This is a genomic window from Methanoregula sp. (assembly GCF_035543475.1).
Lineage (GTDB): Archaea > Halobacteriota > Methanomicrobia > Methanomicrobiales > Methanospirillaceae > Methanoregula.
In genome coordinates this window covers 56,182-74,081 of record NZ_DATKKA010000006.1, presented here as the reverse complement: position 1 = coordinate 74,081, position 17,900 = coordinate 56,182, and the positions used below count along the sequence as shown (strand labels likewise).

Below are 17,900 nucleotides of genomic sequence, written 5' to 3'. Positions count from 1 at the left end.
ATGGACCGGTCAAGATTGTCCCGGATAGAACGGTGCAGTCCGCGACGGGCTCCCCTGTTCAGTGAGCGGGCTTTCTTAAAAAAAAGGAAAAGTTGAAATTACTTTACCGCCGTGAGCGGATCGCAAGGATCCCGAGCACGACAAAGGCACCGCACGCAGCAAACGGCAGGCTGCCGGCGGTGGTCGGGGCCGGGGAGACCGGGGCTGCGGTGGTAGTTTCCGGGGTTACGGCTGCGGTTGCGTTTGACTGGACTGCAGTCGTGTTAGCCGCGGCGAGCGGGACAAGCGTGACCGGGATATCCACGGTCTCGTTCTTTCCCGGGTACTGGGTTATGTTTGCAGTGTAATCTGCATAGCCGGGTGCTTGGACGGTGATCGTCCGGTAGGGCGTGCCGGTCGTGTATACGGGTACCGCGAGCTGGCCGCCGGTAATGGCGCCCTTGTAGTCGGCGTCAAAGGTAACGTTTGCCCCTTCGACATTTGCGGTAACGAGGTAGGTTCCCATGTCGCCGCCGATGAGCTGCGGTGCGGTCGTGACATTTGCGGCAACCGTCTGGTTACCGGCCGGCGTTACGGCCATGGCGCATCCAATCAGGGCAATACACACAAACAGGACAAGAAGGAATACTTTTCTCATAGAAGCACTTCCATGTGCGAGAGAAAAGAAGGTTGTGTGCCCATTTAAGGATTCCTTCATGATGCGTCGGCAGTTTGCGTTTTTTCCGGCGAAATCAGGGTTTTTTGGTAAACGCAGCCGCAATCTCGGCCCGGGGGAAGGCCTTCCCGCGCACTGTCAGCGCCCAGCGCCGGGTGGTGCAGCCGGAGGGGACCAGTTCGCCAAACAGGGCCAATACCTCGCTCTCGGTAAAATAATGGGTCGCGATCCCGTTTTTGCGCAGGAACGTGCCGGGCTCTGTCTCGCACCCGTTACCGGCCCGGAAATCCTCCTTTGAAAAACCGGAAAAATACAGGGTGCCTCCGTCGTTGAGTACCCGGGCTGCCTCACGTGCGCACCGTTCACGCTCTTCCCCGGGCAGGTGCCCGATCACGTGAAAGGCGATGACCGCGGTAAACGAGGCGTCGGTAAACGGCAGGCTCCGGGCATCGGCCAGGGCAAACTCCCCGCCGGTCTCCCCGGGGGCATGGTGCCGGCAGAGCCCGATGGCGGTGAGCGCAGGGTCTATCCCGACAACCTCGCACCCGCGTTCCAGCAGGGCCCGGCTGGTCTTCCCGTTTCCGCAACCGAGTTCGAGGACCCGTCCTTTGCGGGGGATCGCCGGCAGGAAATGGACCGCTCCGCCCCAGAGACGCCCCTTCCGGGCATATTCCCCTTCCCAGGGCCCTGCTCCGCTCTCCTGCTTCACTCTTCTGCCTCCGCTCGTGCAAAAAAAATTATTCGAGAAGGTGGTGGGTCAGGTCCATCACGTCACGGTACGGGATGGCCCCGATCAGGCGCTCCTCGTCGTCGGTGACCGGCAGGGCCCGGAAGCCGTACCGCTCGAACTCCTGCGAGGCCTCCTTGAGCGTGCTCTCCGCGTTTAACGAGATCACGTTCTCGGTCATGATCGCAGAGAGCGGGGCCTTGTCGTCTGCGATCAGGAGTTCCTTGAGGTCAACCACACCCAGCAGGCGATCCAGCGTATCCACCACGTAGATGTACATGATCACGTCCTTTCCCCGGGCATGGTTCGGGTAATCGTTCTGCACGTACTCGACCAGGGTCTCCGGCTGGAACCGGAGGATCTTCTGGGTGGTGTAGTGGATCACCTTCTCCTCCTGTTTCTCCGTGATCGCCTTCACCTTCTTTGCCATCTCGGGGCTGAGGGCCTCGAGAATGTCCTCGGCCTGGGAGTGGGGAATTACCGAGAGGATGTCGGCCGCCTGCCCGGGAGTCATGGCGCTGATAAGAGGGACTACTTTTGCAATATCGAGCGAGCCAATAAGGTCCCGCTGGACATTGGGCTCGATCTCTTCAAGGGTGTCCGACGCATGCTCGTTGTCGAGCGAGGCAAAGACTGCCATCCGCTGGTCATGGTCGAGCTCCTCGATGATATCGGCGAGGTCCACCGGGTGGATCTCTGCCAGGTTCTCCTTTAAGACCTTGAGCTTCACGTCTCCCTTGAAGCTCCCGATGTTGTTGGGGAGCGGCTGGATATAGGTCCAGGAGATCATCTGGTCTTCCGCCGTATCTGCGGAAAGGACCCGGGTCAGCTTTCCCAGGCCGAACCTCCGCAGCCGGGCGGATTTGCCGGTGTCCACGTCGGTTACGTAGAGTTTCCTGTTCCTCTGGACCAGGCGGATATCGTACACGACCTCCACCTCGCTCTCCTCGAGGTCAAGGACCTTCTTGTCCATCACGTAATCCTTGAGGAGGAGGGCATCCTCCGGGGGGTTTGCCTCGAAGGGTTCGAGGGCCGTGATATTAACCGTGATCCGGTGCCCCAGTTCCACTACGTTCTCCCACGGGATGATCAGGCTGGGGTAACCAAACGACCTCTTGACATAGAGCGACTTCACCTCGGGGATCCGTGCCGTTTCAACAATGATCAGGTCCCCGAGCGTACCGATCTTCTTTTCCTTAAGAACGACCGGGACACCGAGGATCTCGGAAAGAAAGGTCTCCTTGTCCGCGGGTTTTGCCGCACCTGCGGCAGCCTCGTTCTGTGTCATAATGAACCCCCCGTGATGATCGTATAGAACTTGTAGGCGAGCAGCAGTACAAGGAAGATCAGGTAGAGCCGCAGGAGAAGGAGCGCCATCTTTACCCCCGGGGACATGGTAATCCGGGGGTGCTCGTACTTTTTGTTGATCGCCCGGACTGCTGCCACGCCGTTACTAAAGACCGCCTTTACCGGTTCGATAATTCCGTTCTGCAAGGAAAATGCCATGATCTTCACCCGCCTCCGAACAGGTTCGGGAATAACGTGCTGATGCCGTAGAGGGATGAGACGACAATGATGCACGTGACTATCGTTATGTTCGCAATATTGTCAAAGAGGGTATTTTTGTATTTCCCCATGATCTCTTCGTTGTTGAGCAGGATGATCAAGAACACCAGCGCTGCCGGCAGGAGCGTGACTGCCACCACCTGCACAAAGAGCGTGATGAGCACCAGCGGCGCCCCGGGGATCAGGACTACGCAGCCGGCAGTAACAAGGCCGAAGAAGTAGAAGAGATAGAACCAGATGGCCTCCTTGACCTTGTAGTTGAGGGAGTGCGCCCACCCAAATACCTCGCCGAATGCCCAGGAGCTCGTGAGTGCAATGCAGAGCGCACCCAGGAACCCGGCATCGAAGAGACCGATGGCAAGGAAGGTCCCTACCCACGGTTGCGTGGCCATCATGATCCCTGCGGCCTGGGCAGCGCTCTCCACGTTCATGCCCTTGAGCAGCGTGCCGGTGACGATAATGATGAAGACCGCCACAAGGACCGTGAACATCGCCCCGACCACCGTGTCGAATTTGCCCCACGGGATGTCCTTCTCCTTCATGTTCTTGTCCACGACCGCGCTCTGCTGGAAGAAGATCATCCAGGGAGCGATCGTGGTCCCGATGTTCGCCATCAAAAAGAAGAAGAGCTCGCCGTTAAACCCGCCCGGGAAATTGGGAATAAGACCGTTATGGATCACCTGGTACACGGAAGGGTGCACGAGGAACGCCGCGGGTATATAGATCAGGTTCACGAGGCAGAGCACCATGGTGATCTTCTCCCAGGTCCAGTACCGCCCGGACACGACAATGGCCATCATGATGCAGATCACGATCAGCACCGTGAGCGCCGGTGGCATCCCAAAGATCGCAAGGCCTGCGGTCATCCCGATAAATTCGGTCACGAGCGTCAGCCAGTTCACGAGTGTCAGGTCGCAGAGCGAGAACCATCCCCAGAACGAGCCGAATGCGGAAAAGATCGCCTCAGCATGCCCGTGCTTGGTTACGGCCCCCAGCCGCACGGTCATCTCCTGGACAAAGTAAGCAACCGGCCCGAGCAGGATGAGAAACCAGATCAGGTTATACCCGAACTTTGCCCCGGTTGCCGCATACGTGGTGATACCGCCGGCATCGTTGTCCGCAATCATGACAATAAGACCGGGACCGGCCAGCAGGAGGTAGATCTGGATGGTCTTGATAATTCTCCGGTAGTTAAAATAGACCCTTGACAAAAAATCCATACGTCACCCGCGAACTTGTTTCTGCTCTAGTGCATTGTGAATGTCATCCCCCCATTCGATCCGAATGGCAGCATAAAAAGGCGCGGAGCAGTACTCCTGCGGCCCGATGTCTAATTGATGGACGCCGGGCTCATATAATAATATCGCTTCAGGCGGGCGTTATTTTGCGTTTCGGGAATATCATGGGCATCAATTCCTCTCAATAGCGCTATTCTGGCGTTTTTAACCAAACAAAATCCAGATTGGGCGATTTAAAACAATAATCCCGTTAAAACGGGTTTTTCAGGTACCCGGTGTCCCGTGCCTCCGGTGCCCTGCGGGCATTGAATCCTAATAAGGAAAGAGGTTGAACACTGTTACAGGAATGCCCCGGCCGGAGAATATCCGGCACGTATGGCCGGCGGAGTCCTGGGGAGAGGTGCGAAGAGATGCTTGAAATCAGGTTTGTACGGGCAAACCCGGAGATCGTAAAAGCCGACCTGCTCAAACGGAATGCACAAGAGAAGATTGCATGGGTGGACGAGATCCTGGCAAAGGATGCCCGCTCCCGCGAGCTCAAGGTCCAGACCGATGAGCTGCGGCGCCGGAGGAACACGATCGCCCGGGAGATCAACGAGGCACGGAAGGCGGCAAAAGACCCGGCGCCGCTGATGAAAGAGGCCGCCGAGCTCCCCGGAAAGATCAAGGCAAACGATGCCGAGCAGGAGGAGATCACAGCCCTCATCCAGACCCGTCTTATGCGCCTGCCCAACATCCTGCACGAGAGCGTGCCGGTGGGAAAAGATGATACGGAGAACGTGGAGCTCCGGCGCGTGGGAACACCGCGCTCGTTTGATTTCGAGGTAAAAAACCACGGGCAGCTCGCGGCCGACAACGGGTGGGCGGACTTCGAGCGTGCGGCCAAAACCTCCGGGGCAGGGTTCTACTTTTTGAAAGGGGGCCTGGTCATGCTCGACCTTGCGCTCCAGCGTTTTGCCCTCGACCTTCTTGAAAAGAAGGGATTTACCCCGGTAGTCCCGCCCTTCATGATCAACCGCAGCTCGTACGAGGGGGTGACCGATCTCGACGATTTCGAGAAGGTCATGTACAAGATCGACGGCAACGATGCCTACCTGATCGCAACGAGCGAGCACCCGATCGCCGCGATGTACCAGGACGAGATCTTCGAGGAAAAGGACCTGCCGGTGCGCCTGTGCGGGCTCTCCCCCTGCTTCCGGCGCGAGATCGGGGCGCACGGCCTGGATACCAAGGGGCTCTTCCGTGTCCACCAGTTCACCAAGATCGAGCAGTTCGTCTTCTGCAGGCCCGAGGACTCCTGGCAGATCCACGAGGAGCTGCTGGCCAATGCCGAGGAGGTCTTTACCCGGCTCGGTCTTCCCTACCATGTGGTCAACATCTGCACCGGGGATATCGGGACCGTGGCCGCAAAAAAGTACGACATCGAGGCCTGGATGCCCCGGGAGAATGCGTACAAGGAAGTGGTCTCTTGCTCCAACTGCACCGCATACCAGGCGGCAAGCCTCAATATCCGGGTGCGGGACAAGGAGAATTTCGAGTCAAAGCGCCTGGTCCACACCCTGAATTCGACCGCGATCGCAACCTCAAGAGCGCTGCGGTGTATCCTGGAGAACTACCAGAACCGCGACGGGTCGGTGACGATCCCCGAAGTCCTGCGGCAGTACATGAACGACCGCGAGTTCATCTGAAAAAAATTCTTTTTTATTACTTTTCCGGGTCATCGGCATTGCACCTTTTATCCATACCTATTTGTCAGAGTTCATGCAAGATTAGTACAACAAGAACGTGGTAATCATGGGCTATCCCGATCTCAAAAGCGATGAGTCCATCGTGCTGACGGCACAGCATGTAAAGGTCAAGTCCGTGCCGTTCGAACTGGTGCTCACCAATCGTCGTCTTATTATTATCGATAGCGAGAAGAATGTCGTCCCGACCCAGCAGATCCAGCTCTTCACGATTCGGAACGTTATGGCAAGCGAGAACGCTATCCGCGATCCGGTGATCACGCTCACCATCCTGACCGATACGGCTGATACCCGGGAGATGGCGCTCACCTTTGTCCGGCAGACTGCCGGTGAGCGGAGGCGCGAGGCCGATGAATGGACAAAGGCCCTCAGGAAGAATATTGCAGAAGCTGCGGCTTTTGCTGTGGAAGCGTCTTCTGATACCCCGACTGCGGCAGGGAGTCACCAGGATCATGCTGCCGGCGGAATAAAAAAGAAGATCGAGGGAGCCGGCCCCATCAAGAAGATCACGGTGGAGACCGGCCACCTGCCCCCCAAGCCTGTCGAGACCACGTCCCTTCCCGAAGGTTCGTTCTGCGGCCGGTGCGGGAACCGGATCCCCCCGGGTTCGACTTTCTGTAACCGGTGCGGGACAAAGGTTCCCGGATCAAGCGAGGAAGCCCCGCCTGCCGCCCCCCAGATTGCCACTGCTCCCGCAGCACCTCACCTCCCGGGAGAGCGCAGGGTTGGACGGCCTATCGAGCAGATCATCCACTCGATCGAGCCCCTGATCGCAGACTCGGTGCCCCGTGCAGAGTCTGCTCCGGTTGTGCCTTCCCCCACAGCCCCGCCCGCCGAACCGGCGCCTGCCCCCGCGGTACCGCCTGCGGCTGAAAGCCCGGCCCCGGCCGATGCACCAGCTCCCGCAGCAGCCCCGTTACCGGATACCTTTGCAGCCACGCTCCCGCCCATGCCGCCGATCCCCCCCATCCCCCCGGTGCCCGAAGCACCAAAGAAGAAGAGCCGGAAGATCCTCGCGGCAGCGATCATCATCGTGATCATCCTTGCGATCGTGGCCGGGGGATTTGTGGTGATGAACCTGCAAAAGACAACGGTGGTCCAGCCGGTCACGACACCGGTACCGACCACGGCCGTTCCCACCCCCACACCGACGCCGACCCCCGCGGTCACAGCCGTTGTGACCACGGTTGCCGTTACGACCACACCTCAGTCACTCATCCCGCAGAGCGGTGTCTGGGCCGAGATCACCTACGACAAGACCTACTCCGGTCTCGTGGGCATACCGGGTTCCCAGGCCGCAGTCAGCGATACCGGCGACCACTTCTACCGGATCCCGACGGTTGACGGCTCCGTGGCCATCTCCGTACAGAAGACGGACGGTTCCGGCGACCAGCTCACGGTCACCCTGTACAAGGACGGCAGCATGGTAAAGACCGTCTCCACCACCACGCCCAACGGCAGTGTTGACCTGCAGATCACTCTTGCAACCCCGACTGCCACCCCGACCCCGGTGCTGACGCCCATGCCCACCCTGCCGATCTCGAATACGACCACGAGCCTGAACAAGACGGGCAACACCACCTGAAGGCTGCCCGGGAAATCCCCCCTTTCATATGGAACCTCTGGCAGCCTGCAAAAAATCCCGGCCCGCTCCGGTCTGCCGGGTCATCTGGGCCGGGCTCCTCCTTTGCGTCCTGCTTGCCGGTGCGGTGTCCGCCGGCTCCATCCAGTCCTATATCGGCGACACCGTGAAATTATCCGGGTACTGCTACACCAGCCAGACGGTGTACCTCTTCCTCACCGGCCCCAACCTGCCGGCAAACGGCGTGGCGCTGGACAACATCAACTACCCTGCCGACCAGGGCGGGTTCACGCAGGTGAGCGTAGACAGCAACAACCACTGGGAGTACGACTGGGGGACGGGCGCAACCGGGGGCCGGCTCGATGCCGGTACCTACACGGTCTGGGCGGTGGACGGGCCAAACTCCCTTGCCAACTTAAACGAGGCCCAGTACAGCACGATCTCGGTGACGCTTTCCAGTCCGGGAATCGGCTATGTGACCGCCTCCTCGTCCCCGCCGGGAAGCGCTATCACGACGCCGGTCGAGGCCGTCCCCGGCATCCTCAATGTCAGCTCGGTGCCGGAGGATGCATCTGTAGTTGTCAATGGGAATTACCAGGGCAGGTCCCCGATCAGCATCCCGGGCCTAGCTCCCGGCACGTATCTCGTAAACGTCTCGCGCTTCAACTACGAGACGCTCTCCACCTCCGCAACGGTCGAGGAAGGTGCGACCACGGAAATGACTGCCACGCTCCGGCCAAAGACCGGCTCGCTTGCCATCAACACATCGCCAGAGGGGGCGAATATTACCCTTGACGGGACCGCTGCCGGCATCTCCCCGGTGACCCTGAACGGGATCGCTGCCGGGAACCACACGGTCAATGCCACGCTCGCAGGCTATGTCCCGTTCGAGACCGAGGTGACCGTAATCGCTGACCAGCCGGTAACGACCACGATCGTGCTCTCCCGGCCGGCCTCCCTGATCCCGGAGATCCCCACACCCCTCCCGGTGCCGGTGACCCTTGGTGCCTGCATTGCCGCGGGCCTTCTCTTTGTCCTTATCCGGCCGCGGTCCGGTGCATAACACACTCTTTTCCGGGAGTCCTGTCCAGCCCTTGTCAGGGTCTGCCGCTTTTTTCCCGCAGAAGAAACGCCGCCCAAAAAAAGTGCCCGGTTATTTTTCCGGGAAGAATGCCCGGAAGAGGAACCAGAGTCCGAGAAGGATGATGAAGAGCGCCGCAATGACCGGCCAGTCGGTGAACGGCTGCCAGAGGACACCGAAGCCGATGACCGTCAGGAATATGCCGACCAGGGCGAGGATCCCCGATCCCCTCCGGCCCCCCGCAACTGTATTGGCATCGGGACCGGTCCGCGTGTACGGGAAGAGGGCTGCCCCGATAAACCCGAGGCCGAGGCCGATCAGTACCCCCGCCCCGGCATGGCTGAATATCAGGCCGAACCCGAGGCCGAGAAGGACCCCGGCCGGGATCAGCATAAACCCGCGGTGGCGGTGGTGCCTGGGCCGGTCATTGCGCTGCTGGGTCTCATCTGTTTCCATAGATTTTTGGTTGACGCGGGGGACAATAAAGGATCTGCACCCGCTCCCGGTTGTCGCTAGGCTGTAACCGGGATTACAATGGCTTCAAAATTTTTGAAGAGATTATAATATATTGTTTTGTTTTAGATCAGGGTAATTGAAGGAAATGGTTCTCTCCTGCAAAGAGCCGGTAAACGCTGCCAGTACAAACGCACCTGGCCCTGCGGGAAAGGATCCTAAAACAGTATCGGGAAATCACGCCCAGGAAAGAAAAACCATGGCACCTATCAACACCCTGCTTATCAATGCCCATACGGGGGAACTGAAGTGCAAGATCTGTGGCACTACGTTTTACTCCCCGGTAAAGCCGATCGTTGGCGAAGTCTACTACCACTCCTCATTCAAATGTCCGAACGGATGTACCGGCGACCACGTCCCGGGCCCGGATCCGGACCTGCACGGTCCCGGCCGGGAAGACATCAGGCTTTGAACCGGCCCAGCATTGCCCGGTTGTGCTGCTGCCCGTAGGGTTTCGTACCGCAGATTATTTTCCTGCCCCTGATTTCTCAACTCTTTGGCCGCGGAGCCGTTCATTTTCCGGATTTCTTCTCTTGTGATCCGGCGTTTCCCGGGATCAGTGGGCCTGATGCTCTCGTGGGGGGCCATCCCCCATTAGGCTAACACAGCAGGGGGGACCCCTTTTGCATTGGAGCAAGTGGGTCCCGGTATTTTTTTGCGGAGATCCCCATGGGGGGGAGGGGGTACCTTTGATCCGCGAATGTTGCAAGGGACTACCCCATATGATCGTGATAAGGGGGTCCCCCTGGTCTTTGAGTAATGGGGGAGCCCTGATCCCCTCTCGCCTGAAATTTCAGTGGAAACACATGTTCAGAAACTGGAAGAAGCAAAGGGACTCCCGCTTTATACTGCATAAAGGGGGTCCCGGTTATTTTTTTAGAGAGACCCCCATGGGTGGGAGGGGGGGTCCCTGAAATTTTTGATGGGGGGTGGGGGGTCGATCATTTTTGAAAATTGCCGGGTCCCGGGCCGGACTTTTCTGAGAATCTTCAGCTCACGACCCGATCATTTTTGCAAATCTTCAGCTGCCCGACCGATCATTTTCCGGAATTATCCGCTCGCGACCCGGACTTTTTTAAAGTTCAAAGCCCGGCTGATGGTATTTTCCTGATGGGTGCTTACGGGTTTCTTCCCCATTTCAGGTTGTACCGTGGGACCCAGAATGCGAAACTTATCGCTATTATTACGACCTCCAGGATGCTGACTTCAAGAACAAAGTCCAGAGCAAGATGCATTATGCCATAAAACTCTATCAGATTCACGACAATAATTGCCACGGTAGTTACGACAAGCATCCGTGCAGGAAAACTCAATGCATATTGCATTTTTTGCTCGGAATCAGATGTCATATAATTCGCCCAAATCCTCATGATTTTACGATAATTTTGATTGCAATGCCAGATCTCTTTCTTTATTCTATAAATAATTCCAGCAACCTGTGTGAGGGGAGAGATTCCGGAAGGCATGGGGTGGCTGTCATCCTGACCTGAAAGGGCAGCCGCAGCCTCAAAATACGCCCGTAAAACCGTCCGATTACCCTGGCGAAAAATCAGGGCTCAAATATTGCTCCATTTGGGAAAATACGGCCAAATTGAGGCCCATATAATGCCCATAATCGGGCCACAGCGGCCTTTGCAGGGCATCTTTTTCCGGGATCGACCGAAAACCCATTTGGGTCTGAGATCGGGCCTTAAAACCGCGATACGTGAACGCTATATTTTGTCCGATTGCAAAAATAAGGCTTATTTGGGCTTATTTTTAAACGGAGCCCGATACGGGCTCCGATGAGATCCAAAAAGGGTAATCCGGGCTCAATTCGGGCCCGGAATAGGGCATCTCAGATCGGGTTATTCAGGGGAACCGTTATGTTTGTCTGGCTTGTGGTTTATCCGGTGTGTGAGGGGGAGTCCCTCCATATGTGTTATGCGGTCAGAGACCCGGGACGGAGATCAGACCATTAATCCTCTTGTGTCTGCTTCGTGATCGCTGAGCGATGCCGGACGCTCAAAACGCCTCGTCGGGTTTTGCGCTACGCACTTACCGGGATCCTGGCACGTGAATGAATTCGATGAACGGAGTGGTGAAATAAGTGAAGCGGGCGCACAAACACTCACTTGCCCAGCGAGGGCCCGGCAAGGCGCCCGAGCGACTCCGAGCGCAAGCGAGGAGGGGGAGGAATCGCTGGTTATTGGAGTGAGATGTGGTCTGGTCTCGCAACGATGGAACACCATTCCCGAATCTTAACGGCGAACCTGATCCAGATCATCTGGCTCCTGAAGGAAGTATGACAAAGCAGTTCTGGAAGGATCTATGTTGGAGTAGGGATCTCTATCGAAGAGAATTACATTATAAGTGAGGAGTTCAGGACAATTTTAATACTGGATTCTTGATAATTTCCTAAAGGATAGGATATGGTGGAGCAATTTGGGTTTATTGCTATATTGGATGCATTAGGTGTTTCAAATTACAAACTTAATGAAGCACAGACATTTATAGATGGGAAAAATGCGTTAATATCTGAATTAAAAGAAAAGGCGGAGGTTATTGGGAAATCTTTCAACGAAAACGCCGAAGGGAGATATCAATTTCCTGAAATGACAATCTCCACTTTTGGGGATTCAATTATCATCTGTTGGCCCACAGGGCGAGAAAAAGAGGCATTAGTAAAATTTCCCTCAATCGCGGAATGGCTTCAAAGTGCTATTGTATTTGGACTTAAGCATCAAATTCTATTACGTGGATCTCTTTCCATTGGTGAATATCTGATTGATGATGGAGATAGAACTGTCCTTGGCCCTGCAATTGCAGATGCTCACGCTTGGGCAGAAGAAGCAAATTGGTTTGGTGTAATACTAACACCTCATTGTCAAATATATTTAGGGCCTGCATTGGAAAATAAGGCCATGAAAGAAGCGATAAAAATTAATAATGATATATTGTGTGTAAAATACAGCATCCCTCTTCGTGATAGAGAAAAGGAAATGTATGCAATATCCTGGCCATTTTTTTTCTTGGAGCATTATAAGAAGAACACTGTTACTGGCCCTGTGATTTTATCCATCCTCCTATCTAATTTTACAATTCCAAAAGGAGTGGAAACAAAATATGAAAATTCCATTCAATTTTTTAAATTCTATGAGGACTCAATTTATCCAGTAGTAATCGAAGGTGTGCGTGAGATGATTGCAAAAGCAACATCAGTGAAATAACGTTGTTCTAATTTGTTCCAGAAGAAAAGAGCATTGTACCGTCAGTGCTAAAGTGCTGCTATGGGGATTTGAACCCCAGTCGCGGGCGTGAAAGGCCCGCATGATTGGCCGGTCTACACTATAGCAGCGCGTTGCTCTAACTAGTTTTACTCTGCCTGATAAATAGGTTATGGAAACGGACAGCCGGAAGGCTCGTTGCAGGTTCCTGCCGCCGTGGGTAAAAAAGGGTTATTTCTTTCTGGCCGCGGTTTTCTTTGCCCTGGCCGGTGCCGCCTTCTTTACCGCGGTTGTGGCTTTTGGTTTTGCTGCTGCCGGTGCGCCGGTCTTCTTATTGATGGGGTATCCCTCTTTCTTGGTGATCGCCGTAAACGCCGCCATCAGCTGCCGGGTAACGGGGCCGGGCTTGCCGGTACCGATGACCCTGCCGTCCACCCAGGTGATCGGAGCGACTTCCGCTGCCGTGCCGGTGCAGATCAGTTCGTCCGCGGTGTAGAGATCGAAGTACCCGAGGTTCTGCTCCTTCACCGTGATTCCCAGCGATTCGGCAAGTTCGAGGACCACCATGCGGGTCACGCCGCGGAGGTTGTTGAGGGTGTGGGGGGTTAAGATCTCGCCGTTCTTGACCACGTAGAGGTTGTCGCCCGAGCCCTCGGAGATATAACCGTTCGTGTCAAAGAAGATCGCCTCGTCCCCGCCCTTGTAGTTCGCTTCGATCTTTGCAAGGATGTTGTTGAGGTAGTTGAGGCTTTTCACATTCGGCGGCAGGCATTCTGCCGGGTTGCGCCGCACCGAGACCGTGACGGCCTTGAGCCCCTTCTCGTACAGGTCGCCGTACATCGCGCCCCAGGTAACGGCGATCACGATAACCGAAGCCTTCGGGCACTTGCGGGGGTCAAGCCCGAGGTCGCCCACACCGCGGGTGATGATCGGCCGGATGTAGGCATCGGTGAGCTTGTTCCTGCGCAGCACTTCGCAGATCGCTACGATCATCTCCTCTTTTGAGATCGGCGGGGTGATATCGAGCGTCTTTGCCGAATCGTACATACGGTCGATGTGCTCCTTGAGCCGGAAGACCCGTCCGTTGTATGCACGGATCCCCTCGAAGACACCATCGCCGTAAAGCAGGCCGTGGTCGAACACGGAGACCTTTGCGAGGCCTTCGGGGAGGTATTTCCCATCGATATAAATGATCATATAATCTGAATTGGGGTGCCGGTGCTTTTGTAGTTTTTCTTTAACCCTGTTCCCGGGAATGCGGTGTTTTCCCGTCAGAACGATAACCTGCCCCGGACACGGGTTCAGGTCGGGATCAAAAAAAGGTCTTACCGCCGTTCCCGGCAGCGGTCAACAAAGTTCCGGAACATGTCCCTGCTCCCGACCGGGTGGAGGTGCGTGTAGCTCCCCAGCGTGTTGTCGCGCACCGCACCGTCATTCGTGTCCGCAATCCCGATCCCCCGCGAGAGGCGGTACGCATACTTCGTTGAGGGATCGAGCGTCACACCCGAGTAATGGAACTCGTGGCCCCGGAACCGGGCGGCCCCCATCGGGCAGGTTTTGCTGCTCGTTCCCTCCACGTAGCTGACCACCCTTTTCGCCGGCATCACCGTCTCCCCTTTGAAAACCCCGCACATTGCGCCGGACAGTTCCGTCTTCCTGCCCTGCCATCCCGCTTTGAGCACCATCCGGTCGGTAAGGTACATGAGCCCGCCGCATTCGGCATAGACCGGGGTACCGTTCCGGGAGACTTCGCGGATCGCCTCCCGCATCCGGTCGTTTTTCTCAAGCTCCGGGACAAAGAGCTCCGGGTAGCCGCCGCCGATGATATAGCCGTCCGCTTCCGGGAGGCTGTCATGGACCGGGCTGAACTGCACGACCGTTGCCCCCAGTGCCGGGAGGAGATCGAAAAGGTCTGCGTAATAGAAGTTAAACGCCTCGTCATACGCGACCGCGATGCGCACGTCCTGCTCCGGTGCAGGAGTAAAAATCTGTTCCCGTGAGGCCGGCATATGCTCCTTTGCCAGCGCAAGGAGGCGGTCGAGATCCACGTGGTCCCCGATGATCCCGGTGATCGTCCGGATACGCGTGTCAAAATCCCCGCGTCCCGAGCCTTCGCGGTACGGGACAAGGCCGAGGTGGCGCATGGCCAGCTGCATCTCCTCCATCCGGGGGATGGCGCCGATCACGGGGATGCCGCAGTAGTGCTCGATTGCCCGCGTTGCCTTCTCCCGGTGCGACCCGCCCTTGACCTGGTTGAGGATAATGCCCCCGATCCGGATATCGCTGTCGAATGCCTGGAAGCCCTTGACGATTGCAGCAGCGCTCCGGGTGATGCTCTGGGCCGAGACCACGAGCACGACCGGCAGGTCGAGGATCTTTGCAACGGCGGCGGTGCTGCCGGTGTCGTCCAATGCCTCCGCTCCCTCGTACAGCCCGCGGACTCCCTCCACGAGCGCGATATCGGCACCCTGGCACCCGTGCGCAAAGATGCCCCGGATCTGCCCGTCGCCCAGCACAAAGTTGTCCAGGTTCCGGCAGGGCCGGCCCGAGACCGCGGCGAGGTACGAGGGGTCGATGTAGTCCATCCCCACCTTGAAGGTCTGGACTACTCCCCGTTCCCGGAGAAGTGCCGCGAGGGCAAGCGTGATGCTCGTCTTCCCGCTGCCGGACCGGTCACCGGTGATGAGGAGGGATCTCATCGCGCAAGGCTCCTTATCACGGCCCCAAACTCGCTCTCCACGATATCCCGCACGCCCAGTGTCCGCGGGTGGAGGTCGATCTCCACGAGCACGTGCTGGTGGCCGATGGCCTTGAGCGGCGCTACCTGCCGCGGGCCGTTTGTGACCGAGAAGCACTCGATCCCGTCAGTATATTCGGGGGGGATCGCGTGCGGTACCCCGGCGATCAACGCAAAGGAAGGGGCGATCTCTCGGATCCGGGCCCCGAGGGCATCGCCATTTGCGCCGTACTCGTCCAGCGCACCGATGAGCTCAAACCGGACCCCCCGCCTCTCCATCTCCTCCCGGATTCGTTCTGCGTCGGCCCGCACCTTGGGCAGGCCGCGGTTGTCGAGGTTGACAAGATACGTGATGTCCGCATCCGGGCAGGTATCGTGGAGCGCGATCAGCTCGTCGGCGAACATGTAGGCGGTCTCCTTTTTCGCGTTCAGGACCGCGACACCTTTTGACCCGCTCCGTGCGCATGCGATGAGGCGCTCTGCGGCAAGGTGCTTGAGATCGCCCCGCGAGGGTTCAAGGTATTCCCGGGATGCAGCGCCCCGGAGCTTCTCCACCTCGTTTGCCTTCTCCATGAGCCGGTGCTGCCGGGCCAGTTCGTCAGCGCTGATCCAGCCTGCTTCCGCGGCAGCCTCGAGCGTTGCGAGCACACCGGCAATGTTCTCGGTAAAGCCCGCGTGGATATCGACGGCTATGGTCGGGGTCGCGATACCGGCGCTGTCGATGGCCGCTTCCAGGTCCTCGCCGATGATCATGGAAACGCAGGTCCCGATCACGGCCATCCTTTTCGGGGCAAACTGTTCCCCGGCGTACCGCAGCACGCCTTCGAGCGCCTTCTGGCCGCCGAAGATAAACTCGTTGTCTGCAAGGGCAGTGGTGAGCACCCTCATCCCGTCCTCTTCGAGAAGCCGGGCGTGCTTGAAGGAACAGCCTGAGGGGCCGTGCAGGATGGCGACGTCCACTTCAAGGTCACGTGCCGTATAGAGGGCGGCGACAATCGAGCTCGGGCGGGGGTGCATGAATCGTGAGGGCATATCTATCTCCAGGTCTTGACCGCGAGCACGACAGCTCCGGTATGCGTCTTTGCGAGGGCGCAGCGTTCCGCCTCATCAAGGGTCGGGCAGACTGCATCGATGGCGGGCAGGTCCGGGAGGTCATCCCTCTCCGGCGGGTCCCCCACCCAGATGAGCGTGCTGGGCCGGATAGTCAGTATGGCCGCCCGGATCTGGTCGGGTGCAAACCCTTCGCAGACCGCCCCGTCACCTTTGACTGTCCCGATGACGAGCGTGATCGCCGGGGAACCGGCGCAGGAACGGGCGTACCGGGCAGCCTCGATGGTGGTCGCCGCATTCGTCCCGCTGTTCGCGTTGTCGATGATAAGGACCCCCTCCTCTTTTCGTATCTCCATCCTTCCGGGGACCCCGGGAAACGCGGAGAGCGGTGCGGGATCGCACCCGAGGAGCACGGCCGCGGTCCCGGCGAGGGCAAGCGGCACGCGGTATCCCGGCAGGGCAAGCAGGGGGTTGGTAAATACCCCTGACCGGCCGGCTGCCGCGATGGTGCACCGGTCCCCGGTGACAGATACAACGTCATCCAGCTGCACGGCATCCGGATGACCGCCGGACGGGACGCCCGGGGCACAGAGGAGCTGCCTGCTGCCCTGCGATGATGCCACCTTTGCGGCAAGCGCACTTTTCCGGTTGCCGGCACACCGGTAATCGCCGGGAGAGGTGATAATGGCAAGCTCGCCGGCGCCGGTTACGCCCAGCGACTCCTCGGCCACCAGCCAGCCGTCCAGGGCCAGAGCCTTTTCTGCTGCTTCCAGCACCGAGGCCGGCGTGATGCTTTTCCTGAAGAGTAGCCGGTGGCCGGGCTTTGCGTACGTGCCGGTCGAGGTGTGCAGGACACCGGCGCCGGGAAGGATGGAAGCGAGCGCACAGGCCGTGGTGGTTTTTCCCTGTGCACCGGTGATCTCGATCATCGGCCGGGGCACGTTTTCGGAAAGAAGCCGCCGTACGGCCTCGTGGTGGGTGATCACCGGCTCCGTGCGGCCGGCAAGGAGCGGGTGGGCCGGGTCGAGATGGACCGGGGCGGCCACCAGGTCATAGGTGGTGGCTGCGGCCCGGTCCGCTGCATCCGGTGTGGTTCCCCGGTACACGTCCACGATGTCGACAGAGTGCCCGGCACGGGCAAAGGCTGCACCGATCTCCCTGCCGCCATGGATCGTGTCGAGGACCAGGACCCGCATATGCGGTCAGACGAGTGCAAGGGCCTTGTGGGCGTTCTTGACCATCAGTTCGGCAAGGAGCGGGTCGATCCCGATGGGATCGGCGTACACGAGCGGGACGGTTTTCCCGTTGAGCGCAAACGTGCCCTTCTTGGATCCTTCGGGCAGGCCGATCTCTCCGGGAATGTCTTTTTCAATGTGGACGCCTTTTGCAAGAAAGAGCGGGACAACCACGAGCACATCGATATTTTCCCGGGCAAATTCGGCCAGCGCCTCCTTTATGGAGGGCTTATTGATATTCATAAAACCGCATTTGACGACAAATTCGGGGGTCTGCGCTGCGATCATCTTCCCGGTGGATTCGATGAGCTCCTTGTTGTAGGGCATGGTGCTGCCATGGCCTACCAGTAACATTCCCTTTTTACTCATGGGGGTAACTCCGATGTTGAGATCGTCATGTGTTTATGGAAAGTTCGTGTACTTTTGCTCACGATAACACATTACGTATGAAAAATGGGATGCAATCGTAATAATGGTTTGTCATTTGGATCACGGCAGACGAAAAAATGACCTACAGTCTGGCCCGGGCGCATCACGCTCTCCCGGATCGGATCCAAAGAATATT

The 17,900-nt window shown here is 58.0% G+C and carries 17 protein-coding genes and 1 tRNA gene; 5 read left to right on the top strand and 13 right to left on the bottom strand.

Annotation, left to right across the window (positions count from 1 at the left end; genetic code table 11):
* Positions 1–103: 103 nt before the first annotated feature.
* From VMS83_RS01835 to VMS83_RS01815, 5 genes are all read right to left on the bottom strand, one after another.
* Positions 104–637 carry a PEGA domain-containing protein gene (locus VMS83_RS01835; RefSeq protein WP_325409289.1) on the bottom strand — a complete coding sequence of 178 codons (534 nt, stop codon included), beginning with the start codon at positions 635–637 and terminating at the stop codon, positions 104–106.
* 94 nt (positions 638–731) lie between these two features.
* The gene (locus VMS83_RS01830; protein ID WP_325409287.1) at positions 732–1,364 is read right to left on the bottom strand and encodes a class I SAM-dependent methyltransferase; all 633 of its coding nucleotides are present in this window, start codon (positions 1,362–1,364) and stop codon (positions 732–734) included.
* 28 nt (positions 1,365–1,392) lie between these two features.
* Complete coding sequence (locus tag VMS83_RS01825; RefSeq protein ID WP_325409285.1) at positions 1,393–2,670, bottom strand: magnesium transporter MgtE N-terminal domain-containing protein; 1,278 nt, start codon at positions 2,668–2,670, stop codon at positions 1,393–1,395.
* Positions 2,667–2,888 (bottom strand): hypothetical protein, encoded by a 222-nt coding sequence (locus VMS83_RS01820; RefSeq protein ID WP_325409283.1) that lies wholly within the window; start codon positions 2,886–2,888, stop codon positions 2,667–2,669. The genes VMS83_RS01825 and VMS83_RS01820 overlap by 4 nt, the downstream gene beginning before the upstream one ends.
* Before the next feature lie 5 nt (positions 2,889–2,893).
* Positions 2,894–4,168 (bottom strand): NRAMP family divalent metal transporter, encoded by a 1,275-nt coding sequence (locus VMS83_RS01815; protein WP_325409281.1) that lies wholly within the window; start codon positions 4,166–4,168, stop codon positions 2,894–2,896.
* A 428-nt stretch (positions 4,169–4,596) separates the two neighbouring features.
* Between VMS83_RS01815 and serS the strand changes: the two genes are divergently transcribed.
* The 3 genes from serS to VMS83_RS01800 all read left to right on the top strand — a co-directional run bounded on the left by serS (position 4,597) and on the right by VMS83_RS01800 (position 8,576).
* Positions 4,597–5,874: a serine--tRNA ligase gene (gene serS, locus VMS83_RS01810; RefSeq protein ID WP_325409279.1), complete on the top strand. Its 1,278-nt coding sequence runs from the start codon at positions 4,597–4,599 to the stop codon at positions 5,872–5,874.
* Between the two features lie 106 nt (positions 5,875–5,980).
* Positions 5,981–7,516 (top strand): zinc ribbon domain-containing protein, encoded by a 1,536-nt coding sequence (locus tag VMS83_RS01805; RefSeq protein WP_325409277.1) that lies wholly within the window; start codon positions 5,981–5,983, stop codon positions 7,514–7,516.
* A gap of 28 nt (positions 7,517–7,544) precedes the next feature.
* Positions 7,545–8,576, top strand: a complete 1,032-nt coding sequence (locus tag VMS83_RS01800) for a PEGA domain-containing protein (protein WP_325409275.1) — start codon at positions 7,545–7,547, stop codon at positions 8,574–8,576.
* A 90-nt stretch (positions 8,577–8,666) separates the two neighbouring features.
* Here VMS83_RS01800 and VMS83_RS01795 read toward each other — a convergent pair whose 3' ends face one another.
* Positions 8,667–9,050, bottom strand: coding sequence for a hypothetical protein (locus VMS83_RS01795; RefSeq protein ID WP_325409273.1), 384 nt, complete (start codon positions 9,048–9,050; stop codon positions 8,667–8,669).
* 256 nt (positions 9,051–9,306) lie between these two features.
* Here VMS83_RS01795 and VMS83_RS01790 point away from each other — a divergent pair, with 256 nt between their 5' ends.
* Entirely contained in the window at positions 9,307–9,519 is a 213-nt protein-coding gene (locus VMS83_RS01790; RefSeq protein WP_325409271.1) for a hypothetical protein, read from the top strand.
* Positions 9,520–10,225: 706 nt separating this feature from the next.
* Here the strand turns inward: VMS83_RS01790 and VMS83_RS01785 are convergent.
* Complete coding sequence (locus VMS83_RS01785) at positions 10,226–10,456, bottom strand: hypothetical protein (RefSeq protein WP_325409269.1); 231 nt, start codon at positions 10,454–10,456, stop codon at positions 10,226–10,228.
* 1,062 nt (positions 10,457–11,518) lie between these two features.
* Between VMS83_RS01785 and VMS83_RS01780 the strand changes: the two genes are divergently transcribed.
* Positions 11,519–12,316 (top strand): hypothetical protein, encoded by a 798-nt coding sequence (locus VMS83_RS01780; RefSeq protein WP_325409267.1) that lies wholly within the window; start codon positions 11,519–11,521, stop codon positions 12,314–12,316.
* Positions 12,317–12,369: 53 nt separating this feature from the next.
* On the opposite strand, the gene VMS83_RS01775 is transcribed toward VMS83_RS01780, so the two are convergent.
* The 6 genes from VMS83_RS01775 to cfbA form a co-directional block, all read right to left on the bottom strand.
* Positions 12,370–12,444 (bottom strand) — tRNA-Glu (locus VMS83_RS01775).
* A 100-nt stretch (positions 12,445–12,544) separates the two neighbouring features.
* The gene (gene ilvE, locus VMS83_RS01770; protein WP_325409265.1) at positions 12,545–13,510 is read right to left on the bottom strand and encodes a branched-chain-amino-acid transaminase; all 966 of its coding nucleotides are present in this window, start codon (positions 13,508–13,510) and stop codon (positions 12,545–12,547) included.
* Positions 13,511–13,638: 128 nt separating this feature from the next.
* Positions 13,639–15,012, bottom strand: a complete 1,374-nt coding sequence (gene cfbB, locus VMS83_RS01765) for a Ni-sirohydrochlorin a,c-diamide synthase (protein WP_325409263.1) — start codon at positions 15,010–15,012, stop codon at positions 13,639–13,641.
* Positions 15,009–16,082 carry a Ni-sirohydrochlorin a,c-diamide reductive cyclase catalytic subunit gene (gene cfbD / locus VMS83_RS01760; RefSeq protein ID WP_325409261.1) on the bottom strand — a complete coding sequence of 358 codons (1,074 nt, stop codon included), beginning with the start codon at positions 16,080–16,082 and terminating at the stop codon, positions 15,009–15,011. The genes cfbB and cfbD overlap by 4 nt, the downstream gene beginning before the upstream one ends.
* A gap of 2 nt (positions 16,083–16,084) precedes the next feature.
* Positions 16,085–17,296, bottom strand: coding sequence for a coenzyme F430 synthase (gene cfbE / locus VMS83_RS01755; RefSeq protein WP_325409259.1), 1,212 nt, complete (start codon positions 17,294–17,296; stop codon positions 16,085–16,087).
* 6 nt (positions 17,297–17,302) lie between these two features.
* The gene (cfbA, locus tag VMS83_RS01750) at positions 17,303–17,704 is read right to left on the bottom strand and encodes a sirohydrochlorin nickelochelatase (RefSeq protein ID WP_325409257.1); all 402 of its coding nucleotides are present in this window, start codon (positions 17,702–17,704) and stop codon (positions 17,303–17,305) included.
* Positions 17,705–17,900 lie beyond the last annotated feature (196 nt).